Annotated in this window: 16 protein-coding genes and 1 tRNA gene; 5 read left to right on the top strand and 12 right to left on the bottom strand. The window is 71.2% G+C overall.

The genetic code is table 11. From position 1 onward, the window contains the following. Nucleotides 1-330: 330 nt before the first annotated feature. The 7 genes from pheA to KWI83_RS25125 form a co-directional block, all read right to left on the bottom strand. Entirely contained in the window at nt 331-1,263 is a 933-nt protein-coding gene (gene pheA / locus KWI83_RS25155; RefSeq protein WP_218516658.1) for a prephenate dehydratase, read from the bottom strand. 111 nt (nt 1,264-1,374) lie between these two features. Continuing rightward, complete coding sequence (efeB, locus tag KWI83_RS25150; RefSeq protein WP_256362777.1) at nt 1,375-2,625, bottom strand: iron uptake transporter deferrochelatase/peroxidase subunit; 1,251 nt, start codon at nt 2,623-2,625, stop codon at nt 1,375-1,377. 89 nt (nt 2,626-2,714) lie between these two features. Continuing rightward, the gene (locus KWI83_RS25145; protein ID WP_218516657.1) at nt 2,715-4,670 is read right to left on the bottom strand and encodes a copper resistance CopC/CopD family protein; all 1,956 of its coding nucleotides are present in this window, start codon (nt 4,668-4,670) and stop codon (nt 2,715-2,717) included. A gap of 13 nt (nt 4,671-4,683) precedes the next feature. Then, nucleotides 4,684-5,151 carry a copper chaperone PCu(A)C gene (locus KWI83_RS25140; RefSeq protein WP_218516656.1) on the bottom strand — a complete coding sequence of 156 codons (468 nt, stop codon included), beginning with the start codon at nt 5,149-5,151 and terminating at the stop codon, nt 4,684-4,686. After that, nucleotides 5,148-5,798: an SCO family protein gene (locus KWI83_RS25135; RefSeq protein WP_218516655.1), complete on the bottom strand. Its 651-nt coding sequence runs from the start codon at nt 5,796-5,798 to the stop codon at nt 5,148-5,150. Before KWI83_RS25135 ends, KWI83_RS25140 begins: the two co-directional genes overlap by 4 nt. 114 nt (nt 5,799-5,912) lie before the next feature. Then, the gene (locus KWI83_RS25130) at nt 5,913-6,662 is read right to left on the bottom strand and encodes a YcnI family protein (RefSeq protein WP_218516654.1); all 750 of its coding nucleotides are present in this window, start codon (nt 6,660-6,662) and stop codon (nt 5,913-5,915) included. A 155-nt stretch (nt 6,663-6,817) separates the two neighbouring features. Next, on the bottom strand, nt 6,818-7,630 hold the full coding sequence (locus KWI83_RS25125; RefSeq protein WP_218516653.1) for a hypothetical protein: 813 nt from the start codon (nt 7,628-7,630) through the stop codon (nt 6,818-6,820). A 268-nt stretch (nt 7,631-7,898) separates the two neighbouring features. Between KWI83_RS25125 and KWI83_RS25120 the strand changes: the two genes are divergently transcribed. Then, nucleotides 7,899-8,351: an ATP-binding protein gene (locus tag KWI83_RS25120; protein ID WP_218516652.1), complete on the top strand. Its 453-nt coding sequence runs from the start codon at nt 7,899-7,901 to the stop codon at nt 8,349-8,351. A gap of 98 nt (nt 8,352-8,449) precedes the next feature. On the opposite strand, the gene KWI83_RS25115 is transcribed toward KWI83_RS25120, so the two are convergent. Both KWI83_RS25115 and KWI83_RS25110 read right to left on the bottom strand, forming a co-directional pair. After that, on the bottom strand, nt 8,450-9,916 hold the full coding sequence (locus KWI83_RS25115) for an aminopeptidase P family protein (protein WP_218516651.1): 1,467 nt from the start codon (nt 9,914-9,916) through the stop codon (nt 8,450-8,452). A gap of 99 nt (nt 9,917-10,015) precedes the next feature. Then, nucleotides 10,016-11,524, bottom strand: coding sequence for a PP2C family protein-serine/threonine phosphatase (locus KWI83_RS25110; RefSeq protein ID WP_218516650.1), 1,509 nt, complete (start codon nt 11,522-11,524; stop codon nt 10,016-10,018). A gap of 502 nt (nt 11,525-12,026) precedes the next feature. Here KWI83_RS25110 and KWI83_RS25105 point away from each other — a divergent pair. Together KWI83_RS25105 and KWI83_RS25100 are read left to right on the top strand one after the other, a co-directional pair. Beyond that, the gene (locus KWI83_RS25105) at nt 12,027-12,692 is read left to right on the top strand and encodes a bifunctional DNA primase/polymerase (protein WP_218516649.1); all 666 of its coding nucleotides are present in this window, start codon (nt 12,027-12,029) and stop codon (nt 12,690-12,692) included. A 55-nt stretch (nt 12,693-12,747) separates the two neighbouring features. Continuing rightward, the gene (locus KWI83_RS25100; RefSeq protein ID WP_218516648.1) at nt 12,748-13,329 is read left to right on the top strand and encodes a hypothetical protein; all 582 of its coding nucleotides are present in this window, start codon (nt 12,748-12,750) and stop codon (nt 13,327-13,329) included. Nucleotides 13,330-13,575: 246 nt separating this feature from the next. Here KWI83_RS25100 and KWI83_RS25095 read toward each other — a convergent pair whose 3' ends face one another. The 3 genes from KWI83_RS25095 to KWI83_RS25085 all read right to left on the bottom strand — a co-directional run bounded on the left by KWI83_RS25095 (nt 13,576) and on the right by KWI83_RS25085 (nt 16,500). Further along, nucleotides 13,576-14,541: a DUF5926 family protein gene (locus KWI83_RS25095; RefSeq protein WP_218516647.1), complete on the bottom strand. Its 966-nt coding sequence runs from the start codon at nt 14,539-14,541 to the stop codon at nt 13,576-13,578. Nucleotides 14,542-14,894: 353 nt separating this feature from the next. Further along, a complete protein-coding gene (locus tag KWI83_RS25090) occupies nt 14,895-15,533 on the bottom strand; it encodes an ATP-binding protein (protein ID WP_218516646.1) in 639 nt (212 codons plus the stop codon). 139 nt (nt 15,534-15,672) lie between these two features. After that, nucleotides 15,673-16,500 (bottom strand): glycerophosphodiester phosphodiesterase, encoded by an 828-nt coding sequence (locus tag KWI83_RS25085; protein WP_218516645.1) that lies wholly within the window; start codon nt 16,498-16,500, stop codon nt 15,673-15,675. Nucleotides 16,501-16,737: 237 nt separating this feature from the next. Here KWI83_RS25085 and KWI83_RS25080 point away from each other — a divergent pair, with 237 nt between their 5' ends. Together KWI83_RS25080 and KWI83_RS25075 are read left to right on the top strand one after the other, a co-directional pair. Further along, complete coding sequence (locus tag KWI83_RS25080) at nt 16,738-18,210, top strand: S1C family serine protease (RefSeq protein ID WP_218516644.1); 1,473 nt, start codon at nt 16,738-16,740, stop codon at nt 18,208-18,210. Nucleotides 18,211-18,423: 213 nt separating this feature from the next. Continuing rightward, nucleotides 18,424-18,510: transfer RNA gene (locus KWI83_RS25075), tRNA-Ser, on the top strand. Nucleotides 18,511-18,742 lie beyond the last annotated feature (232 nt).

The following is an 18,742-nucleotide window of genomic DNA, read 5'->3' as shown; positions in this document are numbered from 1 at the left end:
ACACCGTCAGAAGAGTTATCCACAGGGTGTGCGGAAGATCTGTGGATTCGGAATTGATCAATCCGACGTCCGTCGATGGATCTTTGGATTCCCAGGGCAAAGCTCCCTTACGCCCACCTTCGAGTGGAAATACATCGCTCCAAAGAGTTGCCCGCAGGAAAAGAGTGGACGAAGGGTGACCTGCGCGCTGGTGGACGCCGCGAGGCTCTGCAGGGCGATATGTCGACAAGGTCGCGCTCTGCTGTCGACTTGTCCCCAGGTCGAGAAGCGGACCTGTGGATAACGCCTGTGGATAACGAAAATATGCAGGTAGGGCCAGCCGGTGACTGGCTAGAACCGGCCGTCCTGGCACCGAGCCACCCAGTCCGCCGCCGAGGTGAACTCGTCGTCCGACGTCCCGGGCAGCGGAGGTTGCACATCCGCCGGCTTCACGTCCGCGCGGGGGTACGAGCCGAGGAAACGCACCTGCAGGCAGATCCGCTTGAGTCCCATCAGCGCCTCGGCGACCCGGCGGTCGGAGATGTGCCCCTCGGCGTCGATGCAGAAGCAGTAGTTGCCGATACCGGCACCGGTGGGCCGCGACTGGAGCAGCATCAGGTTGATGCCCCGCGTGGCGAACTCGCCCAGCAGATCGCGCAGGCCACCGGGGTGGTCGTCGCGCTGCCACAGCACGACGGACGTCTTGTCCGCCCCGGTCGGCGCGGCGGGCCGGGCGGGCCGGCCGACCAGCACGAACCGGGTCTGCGCGTTCTCCGCGTCGTGGATCCCGGTCTCCAGGGCCACAAGGCCGTACCGGGAGGCCGCGAACTCGCCCGCGAAGGCGGCGTCGTACTGACCCTCCTGGACCAGGCGTGCGGCATCCGCGTTCGAGGCGGCCGACTCCCAGATCGCGTCCGGGAGGTATGTCTTCAGCCAGTTGCGCACCTGCGGCTGGGCCGCCGGATGCGCGGAGACGGTCTTGATGTCCGACAGCTTGGTGCCCGGCCTGACCAGCAGTGCGAAGGTGATCGACAGCAGCACCTCGCGGTAGATCATCAGCGGCTCGCCCGCGACCAGCTCGTCGAGGGTGGTCGTGATGCCGCCCTCGACGGAGTTCTCGATCGGCACGAACGCGGCCTCGGCCTCACCCGCGCGCACCGCGTCCAGCGCGGACTGCACGGACACGTACGGGATCAGCTCGCGGGTCGCCGCCTCCGGCAGCGTACGCAGAGCGACTTCGGTGAAGGTGCCCTCGGGGCCGAGATACGCATAGCTCGCTGGCATGTCCTCACCCTAATGGGCCCCCGAGCGCCCGGCTCACTCGTCTCATGAGAGCCCCTCCCGTGAGTGAACGCGCCCCCTCCAGAGGGTGATCCGTGCAAGGACCACCCCTATTCACCCCTCCAGCAAGGCCTGCCCCACATACTCTCCGTCCGCCGCCCCACCCGGCACGGCGAACAGCCCGCTCGCCTCATGCCGGATGAACCGCGACAACGCGTCCCCCCGGTCCAGCTTCCGCTGCACGGTCACGAACCCCCGCAGCGGATCGGCCTGCCAGCAGATGAACAACAGCCCCGCATCCGGCACTCCGTCCCCGTCGAAGCCGTCGTGGTACGAGAACGGGCGGCGCAGCATCGCCGCACCCCCGTTCTGGTCGGGTCGGCTGATCCGCGCGTGCGCGTTGATCGGCACCACCAGGTTGCCCTCGGCGTCCGTCTTCTCCAGGTCCATCTCGGTCGTCTCGGTCCCGCCCGACAGGGGTGCCCCGTCGGACTTGCGCCGCCCGATGACGTCCTCCTGCTCCTTGAGCGAGAGCTGCTCCCAGTCGTCGAGGAGCATGCGGATGCGGCGTACGACGGCGTAGGAGCCGCCCGCCATCCAGGCCGGGTCGGCCGCACCGGACTCCGGCACGAAGATCCGCCGGTCGAAGTCGGGCTCCTTCGGCTTGGGATTGCGCGTCCCGTCGATCTGGCCCATCAGATTGCGAGCCGTCATGGGGTGGGCCGTGGCCCCCGGCGACCGGTTGAAGCCGTTCATCTGCCAGCGGACCCGGGCCGCGCTGCCCGCGTCCTTCTGGATCGCGCGCAGGGCGTGAAAGGCGACCAGCGCGTCGTTCGCGCCGATCTGCACCCACAGGTCGCCGTCGCTGCGCGCCTTGTCGAGCTGGTCGGAGGAGAAGGCGGGCAGCGGGTCGAGGGCGACCGGGCGCTGCTTCTCCAGGCCCGTACGGCCGAAGAAGCTGTGCCCGAACCCGAAGGTGATCGTCAGCGAGGACGGTCCGGCGTCCCGCGCCACATCCGTGTCGCCGTCCCGCGCGGGCTCGCCCGCCATCAGCCGCCGGGCAGTCTGCGACCAGCGGCGCAGCAGTGCGGCCGCCTCCTTGCGGCCCGCGCCGGCGGCCAGGTCGAAGGCGATCAGGTGGCCGCGCGCCTGCATCGGCGTGGTGATTCCGGGCTGATGTTTCCCGTGAAACATCACCTGGTCGGCGCCCAGCGAGGTGAGCGGCGTCGCCTGCGCGGGCGCGGCGGCGTACCCGGCTGCACCGCCCGCCGCACCCAGGACCAGCCCGGCGGCACCGGCGGTACCGAGCAACGTCCGCCGCGAGACGCCCTCCCTGGGGCGCGCGTTCGCTGGAACGGCTCCCATGGGAGGCGCCTCGGGCGTCCTGGCGGTAGGAGTTCCCGGACGGGACGGGTCAGCCGTGTGGTCGGCCATCTGCTCAGCCATGGTGATGTTCAGCCGATCTGCGCGTTCTTGGAGACGGTCACCTGGTCGATGTCGGAGGTCCGCACGGTCACGGCGATCTTCCACTCGCCCGCCATGGGGATCTGCACTCCGCTCGCCGACCAGTGCCCGGTGGTGATGTGGTCGGGGATGACGGGCAACGGCCCGATGTTCTTGGACTCCAGGGTGAAGGCGATCTTCACCTCCGGGATGTCGAAGGCACGTCCGTTGGGGCGCTGTACGTAGACGTGCATCTCGTTGCCGCCGACGCGCGCGGGGTCGATGTCGACCCGGACGACGCCCTTGCCGTCCGTGCCGCCCGTGTCGAAGGCCATGTCCAGGGTGATCACCCCGGCGGCCGAGGACGCGGCGGACGACGAGGCCGCGGCGGCCGCCTGGGCCTCCTCCACCGTGCGCCCCGGCTCGGTGGACGTCAGAGCGGTCGTCACCGCGAGCAGGACCACCGCGACGCCCGCCTCGGCCAGCACCGAGCGGCGCAGCCCGTAACGGTTCGGATCGGCGTCCCGCTCCCGTTTCTGCCGGGCCGCTTCCGCGGCGGCCCGCTGCCGGGCGAGCTGGGCGGCCCGCTCGGAATGACCGGAACCGGCCCCGGCTTCCCGCGAACCGGCCCCGGCTCCCCGGGACCCCGCCCCGGCTCCCTTGGAGCCGCCACTGGAAGTGGACCGCGCCGCGGTCTCGGCCCGCTCCCGCCGCTTCCCCGCCCCACCGGCGACCACGGTGTCCGCCAGCCGCCCGGTCCACCGCCGCGAAATCCACGCGACGCCGACCAGCAGCACCACCAGCGCCACCTTGACCAGCAGCAACTGCCCGAAGCGCGTCCCGGTGAGCGCCGACCAGGAGCCGACCTGCCGCCACGACTGGTAGAGGCCGGTCACGACCAGCGCGACCACGCTGCCGAAGGCGACCCGGGAGAACCGCCGTACCGCGCTCGCCTGCAGCGGAGTCTCCGCCGGCGCCCAGTACAGCGACACCAGCAGGGCGCACAGCCCCCCGAGCCAGGCCGCCACCGCCAGCACATGGATGACATCGACCGGCATCGCGATCCCCGGCTGCAGCCCGGTGGACGCATGCTCGGCCATCGCCCAGGTCGCGGCGATCCCGGCGGCCACGACACCCCCGCCGAGCGCCAGCCCGAACGTCAGATCCCGCTTCTCGTCGTCGTCCCGCTTCTCGTACGCCCCGAAGAGCACCGCGACGAACAGGGCCGCCGCCGCGAGCAGCAGCAGCCGCGACACCAGCGCCGCCCCTGTCTTGGTCTGCAGCACCTGCCCCAGCAGATCCAGGTCGAAGACATCGCCGAGCGCCCCGGACCGCGTGTACGAGCCGCGCAGCAACAGCAGCCCCAGCGTCGCCGCCGTGAGGGCCACCCACCCCGAGACGACGAGCCGCTGCACGGCCCGCACGCCCGCGCCGCGCGGCCAGCAGGCCAGGACGAAGGCGGCCCCACCGGCCAGCACGATGAACCCGGCGTACGACATGTACCGCCCGAATCCGTACAGCGACCCGACGACCCCGCCCCCGGCCGTCTGCTCCGTCACCGAGACGGAGGTCGACGAGGGCGCGCCGATGGAGAAGGTGTAGGCGCCGGAGACGGGATGGCTGTCGGCGGACACGACGTGATAGGCCACCGTGTAGGTGCCGTCGGGCAGGCCGGAGTGCAGTTTCACGGCGTACGTCGTCCCGCTGACGTTGCTCGCCTCGCCGGTGTCGGCCCGCTTGCCCTTGGGGTCGAGCACCTGGAGTGAGTCGTCGGAGAGCGAGACGGCCTCGGAGAAGGTGAGCGAGACCTGCGCCGGGGCCTTGTCGACCACCGCCCCCTGCTGGGGGGCGCTGCCGGTCAGCGCGGCATGCGCGGAGGCGGACCCGGCGCCGCCGAGGAGCAGCCCGGCGGCGGCCAGGAGCAGCAGCACCAGGCTCCGGACGCGGGGAGCGATGGTCGGTGTCAAGGTGGTCCCTCCCTCAGTGCCCGGAATCCGGGGTGAACGTCGCGGACTTCACCGGCATCTCCACCGTGACGGGGCCGGACTCGGCGAAGTGCAGTTCGACGGAGACCGTCTCGCCCTGCTTCGGCTTGCGCTTCAGCTTCTCGAACATCAGATGGTCTCCGCCGCTCTTCAGTACGAGTTCACCGTGCGCGGGCACCGGGAGCTCCTTGACCTCCCGCATCGCCGAGTCCACCGTCTGGTGCACGGTCACCTCGCCGATGTCGCTGGTCACGGACGTCAACTCGTCCGCCGTGCCGCCCTTGTTGGCGATGGTCAGAAAGCCCGCCGCCATGGAGTCCGAGACGGGCTGCGGCATGTAGGCGGCGCTGACGGAGATTTCCGCCTTCGAGTCCTCCTTGGAGTCCGCCGCCGAGTCCGAACCGCACCCCGCGAGCGCCAGCGCCCCGGTCAGCACGGCCGCCGTCACAGCCGTACGCCTCACGGTTTCTCCCCCTTGACGAGCTTGGGGAGGTCCTTGATGTAGTCGTCGACGGTGGTGTCCTCGCCGTAGAGGACGTATCCCGCGTCGGTCTTCGGCGAGAAGGCGACGACCTGGGTGCCGTGCGTGGAGACGATCTTGCCCTTCTCCTTGTGCGGCGGCTCGATGGTGATGCCGAGTGTGCGGGCGGCGGCCTGGATGGTGTCGAAGTCGCCGGTCAGGCCGATGACTTGGGGATCGATGCCCTTGAGCCACTTGCCGAGCGCCGCCGGGGTGTCCCGGTCCGGGTCGGTGGTGACGAACACGATCCGCAGCGCGTCCTGCTCCGCCTTGGGCAGCTTGGTCTTGGCGACGGCGATGTTGTTCATCGTCAGCGGGCACACGTCGGGGCAGTTGGTGTAGCCGAAGTAGATCAGCGTCGGCTTGCCCGCGGTCTCCTTGCGGAGGTCGTACGTCTCGCCCTTCGTGTCCGTCAGCACCAGATCCGGTTTCTCGAACGGCTGGTCGAGGACGGTGGCGGCCTTGCGGGCGCCGGCGTCCTCGGAGACCACGGCGACGGGCGAACCGGCGTCGTCACCGGCGCCGCAGGCGGACAGGGTCAGGGTGGCGGCGGCGAGCAGCGCGGCCGCCGCGAACGTCTTGTTGCGCATAGAAAAATGTCCCAGATGTGAGATCTCCGGCGCGCGCCGGGGGGTGCGGCGATGCCTTACGGGTCGTAGGACATGTGCCGTGCGCCCCGGCGCACACCGTCGGAGCGGGAGGCGTCAGGCGGTGGTGTCGCGCCGACGGCCGGCCAGGACGCCGTACGCCACACCGGCCGCGCCGACGACGATGCCGACGATGCCGAGGACACGGGCGGTGGTGTCGGTGCTGTCGGCCGACTCGGCGGCCTCGGTCGTGGTGTGGGCGGCGGCGGCCGAGGCGTCGTCGGAGGGCTCCTCGGAGGCCTCGGACCCGGAGGAGCCGTGGTGGTCGTCCTCGGCGGCGGACAGCTCCAGCACGGGCGCCGGGTTGTCCGGCTCCTCCTGGCCCTCCTGCGGCACCTCGATCCAGCGGACGACCTCGTCGTTGGAGTACGTCTGGATCGCCTTGAAGACGAGTTCGTCGGCGTCCTCGGGCAGCGCGCCCACGGAGACCGGGAACTTCTGGAAGTAGCCCGGCTCGATGCCCTTGCCGTCGGCGGTCCAGGTGACCTTGCTGACCGCCTCGGTGATCTGCCGCCCGTGCGACTCGATCGGCTTGTCCAGCTTGGACTTGGTGACGTCGACCTTCCAGCCGGGCACCGGCTCCGGCATCACCGACGACAGCGGGTGCTCGGTCGGGAAGCTGACCTCCAGCTTGGTGGTCGATGCGTTGTCGCGCTCGTTGGGGACCTTGAAGTCGACGACGGCGTAGCCGCCCTTGGCGGCCGCGCCCTCGGGCTGCACGGTGACGTGCGCGAAGCAGGGGGTGGACAGGACGACGACGGCCGAGACGGCGACGGCACCGGCGGCGGCGAGTCGGGAAGCCTTCATGGCGATGAGCACTCCACTTCGAGTGAGATTCCGTTGGCGAAGAGGGGTACGCGCGCGTGGGGGTGCCCGTTGAGGGCCCCGCGGAGAACGAGACGTACGCGCGCGTGCCGCGCGACGGCGGCGGCCCACGGAAGGAAGTGGCGGCGCGCGTCGCGTCAGGCGGCGAGAACGAGCACGGCGGCAGGCGGTCCGCGCCGGATCACGGTGTGCTGGAGTGCGGTGGTGCGAGGTTCAGGGACCGGGTGCGCGGGAGCGCACCGCAGGCGCGGGCGGGCGTCGGGCGCCCCCGGGAGCCCGGCATGCAGGGCGCGCGCCAGCGCGAACGCCGCGCGCAGGGATCGTACGAGCGCCCCCTCCGTGACCGAATGCGCCGAGAGCTCGGCGATCCGCAGCAGGGCGAGGTCACCGCGGCGCAGCAGCCAGCCCGCGACGACCGCCGCGAGGACGTGACCGAGCAGCATGGGCAGGGACGGCAGCAGCGCGGCGGGGGAGCCGGCGGCGGTGGCCAGGGCGTCCGCCGGGTGATGCACGGCGTGCGCGCCCGAGCCGCCGCCCTGATACAGCCGGGCCTCGACGAGGATGCGTTGGGCCTGCGCCGGACTGAGCGCCGCCGCCGTGGTGCCGCACACCAGCCGCGCGGCCTGCTCGACCAGCGCGGCGTTGCTCTGGGCGGCATCCGTTGCCGCCGTACCGTGCTGCCCCAGCCCGAACAGCGTGTGCAGCACCGTCTGCCCGACCGCCAGCAGCGCCGCGATCCCCGGCAGCGAGCGCTCCCGCCCGGCGAACGGCGCCGCCACCGCGAGCACGCCCAGGAACCCCGCGCCCAGCGTCCACAGCGGAACCGCGGCGCAGGAGGCGATGGCGTGCCCGGCCCCGGACAGCACGACGCAGACCGCGGCGAAGACCGCGGCCCGCGGAATCCGGAGCCCTGCTCCGGGGCGCACTGTGCGCGGGTGGGGGGCAGACATGGCGGGCTCATCATCGCACTGGGCTCATGACGGCCCTACGGCAGGTCCGCAAGATTCCGTACGATCCGGAAGATCCCCTTCTGTACCTGCCTGCCCGGCATGCCTGCTACCGCCGGTCACCCGTCTGGAACACTCACGCCCCACATACACCGTCGGCCACCTCCAGCACATCCCCCGTATGGGCGGCATCACGTTGAATCCGCGCTTACATCCGCGTACGCGCGGTAATACGTAACGGTATGTCGAGCCGCGGCCAGGAGGCTGGAGCATGAGCATCTGGTGGTCACTCCATCTGCGGCGCGAAGCCGCGAGCGTGCCGCTCGCCCGGCGCCTGCTGCTCGGCACGATGGAGACGGCGGGCGTCGACCCCGACGTCTCGTACGACCTCTCCGTCGCCCTCACCGAGGCCTGCGCGAACGCCGTTGAGCACGGCGGGGACACCGCGCACGGCCGCTCCTCGGGGGTGTACCGGGTCACCGCCTACCTCGACGGCGAGAAGTGCCGCATCGAGGTCACCGACTCCGGCCCGGGCTTCACCCGCCCCCACCTGCGCCCGCAGCCCGTCCGCACCGACGCCGAACACGGCCGCGGCCTGTGCCTCATCGAGGAACTCGCCGACCACGTCCACATCGGCAACAACCCCGGCCGGGACGGGGCCGTGGTGAGCTTCGACAAGATCCTCAAGTGGAGAGAGGACGCGCCGCTGATGACGGCGTCCTGATGCGATCAGGGGCGCGGGGAACTGCGCGACCAGCCCCCACAACCCGCACACCGCAACGATGGCCGGACACCCCCTCAGGCGCCCGGCCATCCCCGACCTCACCCCTTGAGCGAGGCCATCCACTCCTCGACCTCGTCCGCCCGCCGAGGAAGCCCCGCCGACAGATTTCGGTTCCCGCCCTCGGTCACCAGAATGTCGTCCTCGATCCGGACGCCGATCCCCCGATACTCCACCGGCACCGTCAGGTCATCGGCCTGGAAGTACAGCCCGGGCTCGACGGTCAGACACATCCCCGGCTCAAGGACCCCGTCCACATACGTCTCGGTCCGCGCCGCCGCACAGTCATGTACGTCCATCCCGAGCATGTGCCCGGTCCCGTGCAGCGTCCACCGCCGCTGCAGCCCCAGCTCCAGCACCCGCTCGACCGGCCCCTCGACCAGCCCCCACTCGACCAGCTTCTCGGCGAGCACCCGCTGCGCCGCGTCGTGGAAGTCGCGGTACTTCGCCCCCGGCCTCACCGCCGCGATCCCGGCCTCCTGTGCCTCGTACACCGCGTCGTAGATCTTCCGCTGGATCTCGCTGAACCGCCCGTTGACCGGCAGCGTCCGCGTCACGTCCGCGGTGTAGTACGTGTGCGTCTCCACGCCCGCGTCCAGCAGCAGCAGATCACCCGATCGCACCGGCCCGTCGTTGCGCACCCAGTGCAGCGTGCAGGCGTGCGGCCCGGCCGCGCAGATGGAGCCGTAGCCGACGTCGTTGCCCTCCACCCGCGCGCGGAGGAAGAACGTGCCCTCGATGTACCGCTCCGAGGTCGCCTCGGCCTTGTCGAGGACCTTCACCACGTCCTCGAAGCCCCGCACGGTCGAGTCGACGGCCTTCTGCAGTTCGCCGATCTCGAACTCGTCCTTGACCAGCCGCATCTCCGAGAGGAAGACCCGCAGCTCCTCGTCCCGCTCTGCGGTGACCTTGTCGGTCAGAGCGGCCTCGATACCGGCGTCGTACCCGCGTACGACCCGCACCGGGCCGGTCGCCTCGCGCAGCGTGTCGGCCAGCTCGCGGACGTCCGACGCGGGGATGCCGTACAGCCGCTGCGCCTCGGTGAGCGAGTGCCGGCGGCCGACCCACAGCTCGCCGTGGCCGTCCAGCCAGAACTCGCCGTTCTCGCGGTTGGAACGCGGCAGCAGGTAGATCGTCGCCTGGTGACCGTCGGCGACCGGCTCCAGGACCAGGACGCCGTCCTCGGTCTGGTTGCCGGTGAGGTACGCGTACTCGACCGACGCGCGGAAGGGGTAGTCCGTGTCGTTCGAGCGGGTCTTCAGGTTGCCCGCGGGGATGACCAGGCGCTCGCCCGGGAAGCGCGCGGAGAGCGCGGCGCGGCGGGCGGCGGTCTCGGCGGCCTGCGGGATCGGCTCCAGGTCGCGCAGCTCGGTGTCGGCCCAGCCGGACTTCATGTTCTCGGCCAGCTCGTCGGACACGCCCGGGTACAGGCCGTTCTTGCGCTGCTTGACGGGCTCTTCCTCAGAAGCCTCCACCGGGGTCTCCGGGAGCTCTTCGGCCACGGTCATCCTCCTTGATACGGCACTGGACCTCCTCCATCGTACGGTCGCACGACAGGGGGCCCAGGGCGGAAAGACCTGTTGCCGAGCCCGCCCGGAAGGCGCGCGTCACTCGAAACGTGCCGCCAGCAGCACCACGTCCTCCTCGCTGTCCGCCGAGTCCAGCCCGTCCGGCAGCACGGTCCGCAGCACATGGTCGACGAGCGCGTCCGGATCCCGGCGCTTGGCCCGTGGCACCCCGGCCGCCGCCGCGTGCAGCCGGGCGAACGCGCGGTCCATGGGGTCGTCGGTGCGCTGGAGCAGCCCGTCGGTGTACAGCAGAACCGTCTCTCCGGGCTCCGCCTGCACCTCCACGCTGGGCGCCTCCCAGCAGGCGAGCATCCCGAGCGGCGCCGAGACCGACGTCTCCACGAACTCCGTGCGCCGCTCCCCGATCAGCAGCGGCGGACTGTGCCCGGCCCCGGCCAGCGTGACCTTGTGCAGGGCGGGCTCGACGTAGGCGAACAGGGCGGTGGCCGAACGGGCGGGCTCGGTCAGCCGGAGCAGCAGCTCCAGGTCGGACAGGACGGCGACCGGGTCCTCGCCCTCCATCACGGCGTACGCGCGCAGGGAGGCCCGCAGTCGTCCCATCGCGGCGACCGCGCTGGGCCCCGACCCGGTGACGGACCCGACGGCGACACCGAGGGCCGCGTCCGGCAGCGGCAGCGCGTCGTACCAGTCGCCGCCGCCGCGTGGGCCGGTGCGGTGCCGGGCGGCGAGCTGGACGCCCGAGACGCGGGGGAGTCGGGAGGGGAGCAGTTCCTCGGAGATGGTCGCCATGCACACGCGCGTGCGCTCGACTTCGAGCAGCCGGGCGAGGTGCTCGCCGGCGTAACGGGCGTACAGGCCGACCAGATGCCGTTGCCGTTCGACCGGTTCGGCGGGTTCGTCGTAGAGCCACACGGCGGCGCCGAGACGGCCCGCGGCGTCGGTGGACAGGGGGAGTGCGTAGCTGGCGGCATAGCCGAGGCGGTGGGCGACCTCGCGGTGGCGGGGGTCGAGGCCGTCCTCGGCGAACAGATCGGGCCGGACGATCTCCCGGACGCCGCCCGGCGGTCCGACCGGGGCGTCCAGCAGATCGCCGTACGGCATCGAACCGCGCGGCACGGTCTCGATGTGTCCGAGATCCGCCTGGGCGAGGCCCAGACCGATGGTGCTGCGCGGGCCGAGGCTGTCGGCCGGTTCCAGTACGACGAGGCCCCGCCGGGCGCCCACCAGGGCCGCTCCGGCGCGCAGCAGTTCCTGGAGCGCGTCGGCCAGGGTGCCCGTACGCGCCAGGCGTTCGGTGAGTTCGTGCAGTGTGGTGAGGTCCGAGACCCAGCCGGCGAGCCGGTCCTGCAGGAGGGCGCCGGGGCCGGTGGTGACGGCGGAGGGGGCCGGGGAGGAGGGTGCGACAGTGTGTGCGGGCGCAGGAACTGTTGAATCGATTCCAGCCACTTTCGGAGGGTGCGGGGCGTTCATGGCGTCCGGCTTTCCGACCGGTGCGTTTTGCTCAAAAGCATCGCAAACCCCCATGTCATTTTGCGCCGCTAGCAGTGTCTCCACATGTACACGCACTCGTGAGGAGATGTCCAGCATTGTCCTGCTGGGATTGCTGGTGTCCGTGGGTCTGTCGTGGTTCCGGGACCGGATCTGCCGGGATCTCTTGCGGAAAGCGGAAGTTGGCTGAAAACTGCTTCAGGTAATGCCCTATTGCGGTCGACTGGGCTTGCTCGACGGAGCGTCACAGCGGTCGTGATGGGTACGTACTCGGTGAAGGCCAGGGGTGGTTGGGGGCACCCGGAACCTGGTGACGGACCCGGGCGTCTTAGCCACCGACGACCGAGCCCATCCTCCCGTGACGGCGGCGAAGAGAAATACGCGGGACGGCAAACGCCACACTTCGCCACCCCACGCCACGCCCATGCTTTTGATGGACACAGTATGGACGCGGACGCAGCCAACGCTCGGCCCATAGGGGCTCCCCGTGCTCGATGCCGGGGTGTGATGCGCCAACAGGTACGCACAGTGAAGTGATCAACGCATGGTGTGATGTGGACCACGGTGTTGCCAGGCGTGCAACGGAAAGGAACGAGCGCTCATGCGCGAGATCCTCGGAAGGCGACGCAGGCTCCTGTCCAGGCGGAACGACGGGAGGCCTGAGGTGATCAGCGCGGCCCTGACCTTCGCGACGGAATGGAAATGGCCCGTACTCCCGGGCGTCACGGCGGACCCGCAGGGCCGGGCCCGCTGCGGCTGCCCCGACCCGGAGTGCACGGTGCCCGGCGCGCACCCCTTCGACCCCGGCCTGCTCACGGCCACCACCGACGAGCGCATGGTGCGCTGGTGGTGGACCAACCGGCCCACGGCGCCGATCATCCTGGCCACCGGCGGCAAGGCACCCTGCGCGGTCAGCCTGCCGGCTCCCGCGGCCGCGCGTGCCCTGGCCGCGCTGGACCGCACCGGGATGCGCCTCGGCCCGGTCCTCGCCTCCCGCACCCGCTGGGCCGTGCTCGTCCGGCCGTACTCCATGGAACAGCTGGGCGAACTGCTCTACGCCAAGGACTTCGTCCCCGGTTCCCTGCGCTTCCACAGCGAGGGCGGCTATCTCGCGCTGCCGCCGTCCGAGACCGGTCAGGGGCAGATCCGCTGGGAGCGCACGCCGCTACCCGGCTCGGCCGCTCCGTGGGTCCCCGATGTGGAGGCCGTCGTGGACGCCGTGGTCGACGCCCTCACTCGTACGGGTGTGAGCGCCCCCGAGTTCTGAGGGTGTCCGGCGCGCGCGGAACCGGGCGCCCGGTCCTGGTCGTTATCGTCCCCTCATGAATCTCCGCCTGCTCGCCCTCGCGGCCGTTGTGACGTGTGCGGTGGCGCTGCCATTGGCCATCGCTTCCGCGGGGCCCGTGGGTGATGACCGCGAGTCCGGGGCCGTACGGGTGTCGGGGGATGGCAAGGTGCCGGACGCCGAGGTGGCCGACGGTGCGGCCGGGGCGCCCGGCGACGAGGCCGCCGCGCCCGACCCCGACCGCTCCCCCGACCTGCTCGGCCTCGGCCTGGCCACCGCCACCCGCTGCGGCCCCGACATCACCTCCCCCGACGGCATCGAGGCGCAGACCTGTGTGCTGACGCAGGGCGAGGAGTCGTGGGCGCGCACCTACTACCGCAACGCGACCGGCCAAGCCCTCGACGCCGTACTGAGCCTGATGGGGCCGGACGGGCGGACGGTGCAGATGCGGTGCGCGGTGGGCGCCGAGGACGAACCGGCCAGTTGTGAGACGCCCCGGGAGCGGACGAAGGGCGAGCCGGCGGCGTACTCGGCGGTCGCGGAGTTCGCGGCACGCGGCGGACAGGGCCCGTCGCTGCTGCGCTCGGGGAGCAACTCCGGCGCGGCCACGGGAAGTTGACCGACGGGCGGCGTTGCGTGAGCGTCTCCGCACATGGAAAGACCCGGTTGCTGGCGACGGGGGATGCACCAGCAACCGGGCTACTGGAACGGTAACAAGAGATCGGCGGTTCGCAAATTCGATCTCCCGTTTTCCTCGGCTATTCGGACACCGACTGGCTTGTCGGCAGCGGGAGTTCGACTGGAGCCCCCCGATCCGGTGAGCCGTTCGACTGACCGACCAGTCAGCTGTCGAGCCGCGGGGGCGTCAGCTGAGGGTCACCTGCCGGTTGGTCAGGCCGCCGCGCGCGCGACGCTCGTCCGCGGTGAGCGGCGCGTCCGTGGCCAGCGCGGCGGCCAGCCGCTCGGCGAACTCGGCCGCCGGCTTCTCGACGTCGTCGGCGGTGACACCGCTCGGCAGGTCCCACACCGGCACGGTCAGGCCGTGCGCCCGGAAGGAGCCGACGAGCCGGGTGCCCTCGCCGAGGCTGGACCGGCCCGCCGCGTGCAGCCGCGCGAGAGCGTCCAGAAGCTGCTCCTCCGGGTGCGGCATGACCCAGCGCAGGTGGTTCTTCTCCGGGGTCTGGCACCAGTACGCCGCGTCGACGCCCTGGAGCTTGACCGTCGGGACGGCGGCGGCGTTGGCCCGCTCCAGGGAGGCGGTCACGTCCGGCGTGGCGTTCTCCGGGTCCGGCACCCAGAACTCGAAGCCGGAGTGCACCGCGGGCTCGAACGGGGCCTTGGGATCGAGCACGTCCTGCAGGCGGGGCCCGTCGGCGGGGGCGCGGCGGCCCTTCACCGGGGTGCCGGGCTGCGCCTCCAACGCGCGCAGCAGCGTGTCGGCGAGGTCGCGGCTGATGTCGCCGGACGCGGTGTCGTTCTGCAGGCCGAGCAGGACGGAGCCGTCGTCGCGGCGCAGGGCGGGCCAGGCCATCGGCAGCACCGTGGCGAGCGTGACCGAGGGGACTCCCTCGGGGAGGCCGTCCTTGAGGGTGAGCGCGGCGGTGGCCGCCGGGACCAGCTCGCGCAGGGCGACCCAGTCGCACTCGCCGGGCAGCCCCTCGAACGGGCGGTGCACCAGCTCGGTCGCGGCCTGGGCGGCGGCCCGGCCGTGGCACGCCTTGTAACGGCGTCCGCTGCCACAGGGGCAGGGCTCGCGGGCGCCGACCACCGGGATCTCTCCATCCGTGAGCTGCGGGCGCGTGGCCTTCGTCTGGGATCGCTTCTTGGCCATGGTGGGTGTCTCCCGGTTACGGCTCGTCTCGTACGGCGGGAGCCTAGCCGTTTGTGCGCGGGGGGACGGGAACCTGTGGATGACGGGGGCGTTGTGGACAACCTGGGCGGAGCGGGCCCCGAGCCCGGGAGAGGGACGTAACCCTTGAGCCCTTCGCGGTCACCTGCGGTCAGCCGTGATCGTCCGGTCTCAGTACGGGTCGGCGGTCCGGTCTCAGTACGGGTCGGCGGCCAGCCCCAGTTCCGGTCGGCGGCCAGTCTCAGTTCCGGTCGGCGGTCCGGTCTCAGTACGGGTCGGCGGCCAGCCCCAGTTCCGGTCGGCGGACAGTCTCAGTTCCGGTCGGCGGTCCGGTCTCAGTCCAGGTCGTCGAACGCGTCCGCGAAGTCCAGCTCGGGTATGGCCGAGACCGGCGGGGCCGTGACACGCGTAGCGAAGTCGTCGCGCCGGTGCCCCGCACCGGAATCGTGCACTCCGCCGTGGATCACCACCCAGACCGTGACCTCGCCCTGGCTGTCGTCCCGTACGCCCCAGTCGTCGGCCAGCGCCGTGATGATGTTCAGCCCGCGGCCGCCGTGTGCGGTGACCGAGGGGGTCGCCGGGGCCGGACGGGTCGGTCCGCCGCCGTCCGTCACCTCCACGACCAGCCTGCCGCCCGGGTGCACGCGCCACGCGGCCCGGACATCACCGTCCCCGGCCAGGGCGTCGCCCAGTGGCCGACCGTGTTTGCACGCGTTGCTCAAAAGTTCGGAAAGGATCAGTACGGCATCGTCGATGACCGATTCCGCCACGCCACCTCTGCGCAACTGGTCGCGCATCCGGTGCCGCGCCTTCCCCACGCCCGCAGGGCCATGGGGTACGGCCATGCTCGACGACGTGGGCACCTCCTGTGCCACCACCAACGCCACCCCCGAGACCTCCTTCGCCCCACGCCACGGTGTGGATGCCCCATTGGCCTGTACCGGAAACCGGCCAATCCAGGTCCGGCGACGCATTCGCAACGATCGAACACGGACCGAACGCGCCGGAGCACTCCCTGTAATGGACCGGTCGGCATGTGGCTGGATTTCGACGGTGTGGCCGAGACTGGAGGATGGTGCAGGTGGGCTCATGGGTCAAGGTTCGTTTCATGGGTCAGCGACCCAGCTGGTCCAGCACCGCGCGCGGGCGATTGGTGATGATGGCGTCGACGCCCAGGTCAACGCAGAGATCGACGTCCGCGGGCTCGTTCACGGTCCACACGTGCACCTGGTGCCCGGCCCGCTTCAGCCGCTGGATGTACGTCGGGTGATTGCGCACGATGCGGATCGAGGGGCCCGCGATCCGGACACCCGCGGGCAGTCGTCCGTCGCGCAGCCGGGGTGAGACGAACTGCATCAGATAGACCGTCGGCAGCGTCGGCGAGGCTGCCCGGATCCGGTGCAGGGAGCGCGCCGAGAAGCTCATCACCCGTACCGCGGACTCCTGCGGCGCGGGCGGGGCGTCCAGCCCGAACCGCTTCAGGAGCGCCACCAGCCGCTCCTCCACCTGTCCGGCCCATCGCGTGGGGTGCTTGGTCTCGATCGCCAGCTCCACCCGCCGCCCGGCGTCCGCGACGAGGGTGAGCAGCCGCTCCAGGGTGAGTACGGAGGTCTCCGCCGGGTCCTCCGGGCGGTGCACCCAGTCGGGCTCCTCGTCCCGGTGGTGCAGTGACCCGCGGTACTTCCAGGAGCCGAAGTCCAGGGCGGCGAGATCGGCCAGCTCCAGCGCGGAGACCGCGCCGCGACCGTTGGACGTACGGTCGATGCGGCGGTCGTGGACGCACACGAGATGCCCGTCGGCCGTCAGCCGGACATCGCACTCCAACGCGTCCGCCCCGTCCTCGATCGCCTTCCGGTACGCGGCCAGGGTGTGCTCGGGGGCGTCCTCCGAGGCGCCGCGGTGGGCGACGACCTGGATCCGGTGCTGTCGTGCGTGGGTCACCGCGTCATGGTGCCACCGGCACGGGGTAGCCGTGGGAGCGGAGGCGGTTCGGCGGCGGTGGGAATGCGCGCCTTTAGTCGGACTGGTCCCATATAAAGGTGAGTCGAACACCCACAGCGACCGCTTATGGTGCCCTGACGTCCTGTGGGAAAAGCTGACGGCATACAAAAATCACAAGCGAGCACAGGCGCAGCCGCGTCGCGCCTGACCAACAGCAGTGGACCGAGGAGTAAAGCTGTGAGCACCGAGAACGAGGGCACTGCGGTACCACCGGCCCCGTCTGCACCTCCCGTGCCGGTGGACACTCCCGCAGTCTCCCCGCAGCAGCCCGCACACGCCCCCGCCGAGGACGCGCCGACGACACCGCTGCCGGCCACGCCTCCGGGCGTTCCCGACGTACCGGAGCAGCCGCCGCACGCGGCCGGCGCACCGGCGTACGCCTCGGCGGCCCCGCAGGGCGGCTCCCCGAACACCGCCCCCGAGGGCGGCTGGTCGCCCCCGCCGCCGCCCACGCACGCGTACCCAGCGCAGGGCACCGGCGGGGCGGGTGACGGCTCCGGCTGGGGAACCTCGTACGCGCAGCCCGTGCCGAAGCCCGGTGGCCGGCGCGGTGGTCTGCTCGCCGCGGTCCTGGTGGCCGCGCTGGTCGCGGGTGGGCTGGGCGGCGGCCTCGGCTACACGCTGGCCAAGAACGAGGACACCGGTTCCACCACCGTCTCCGCCCCCGACAGCGGCGGCGACCTCAAGCGCGATCCCGGTACGGTCGCCGCGGTGACCGCCAAGGCGCTGCCGAGCACGGTCACCATCGAGGCCGAGAGCAGCAGCGGCGAGGGCGGCACGGGCACGGGTTTCGTCTTCGACACCGAGGGCCACATCATCACCAACAACCACGTGGTGGCGGACGCGGTCGACGGTGGGAGGCTGACGGCCACGTTCCCGAACGGCAAGAAGTACGACGCCGAGGTCGTCGGCAACGCGCAGGGCTACGACGTGGCGGTGATCAAGCTCAAGAACGCCCCCTCGGGCCTGAAGCCGCTCACCCTGGGCGACTCCGACAAGGTGGCCGTCGGTGACTCCACGATCGCCATCGGCGCCCCCTTCGGCCTGTCGAACACGGTGACGACGGGCATCATCAGCGCCAAGGACCGCCCGGTGGCCTCCAGCGACGGCACCGGCAGCCAGGCGTCGTACCTGAGCGCCCTGCAGACCGACGCCTCCATCAACCCCGGCAACTCCGGTGGCCCGCTGCTGGACGCCAAGGGCAATGTCATCGGCATCAACTCCGCGATCCAGTCGAGCAGCAACGGCGGCTTCGGCACCGGCCAGTCCGGCTCCATCGGCCTGGGCTTCGCCATCCCGATCAACCAGGCGAAGTACGTCGCCCAGGAGCTGATCAAGACCGGCAAGCCGGTGTACGCGAAGATCGGCGCGTCCGTCTCCCTGGAGGACACCTCCGACGGCGCGAAGATCACCGACAAGGGTGCGGGCGGCACGGACCCGGTCGAGGCGGGCGGCCCCGCCGACAAGGCCGGTCTCAGGCCCGGGGACGTCATCACCAAGCTCGACGACACGGTGATCGACAGCGGCCCGACCCTGATCGGCGAGATCTGGACCCACAAGCCCGGCGACAAGGTCACGATCACCTACGAACGCGACGGCAGGACCCACACCGTCGAGGTCACCCTGGGCGCCCGCGTGGGCGACAGCTGACTCCGGGTGGTCCGCCCGCCGCCGTTGGCGCCCAGGACCGGCGCAAAGGCGCGCACTGTGCGCAGGGTGCCGACCAGCGCCAGCGGGATGACACCGGGGATGTCGGGAACGGTCTCCGCTTTCAAGATCTGGACCTGTGGTGGACCACGGCCCCCGCGAAACGCATGAGGCCGGTACGCTGTATCCGCTCCGCCCCTGGTGGGCCGGGGCCCAGGTGGGTTGCCCGAGCGGCCTAAGGGAACGGTCTTGAAAACCGTCGTGGCAGCGATGTCACCGTGGGTTCAAATCCCACACCCACCGCGTGATGAGCAGTGAGAACGGCCCCTGACCTGAGTGTTCGGTCGGGGGCCGTTCGCGTGTCCGGGTGCCGTGGCTGCCCAATCGCGCCTTGCGGCACGGCCGCCGTGTGGGGCGCGGGCCTCTTTTACGCACCTTTTTCTCCTACGTCAAGTCCCGAGTCTTCGGAGCATGACCCTGCTCCGCGATTCCGGCGTACTTGAAGTGCGGGCCTCACCGGAAACACCGCAAAGAG

It is taken from the genome of Streptomyces sp. TRM70350 (assembly GCF_019219825.1).
Classification (GTDB): Bacteria; Actinomycetota; Actinomycetes; order Streptomycetales; family Streptomycetaceae; genus Streptomyces.
The sequence above is the reverse complement of the archived record's forward strand: the minus strand, read 5'-3'. Positions and strand labels throughout refer to the sequence as shown.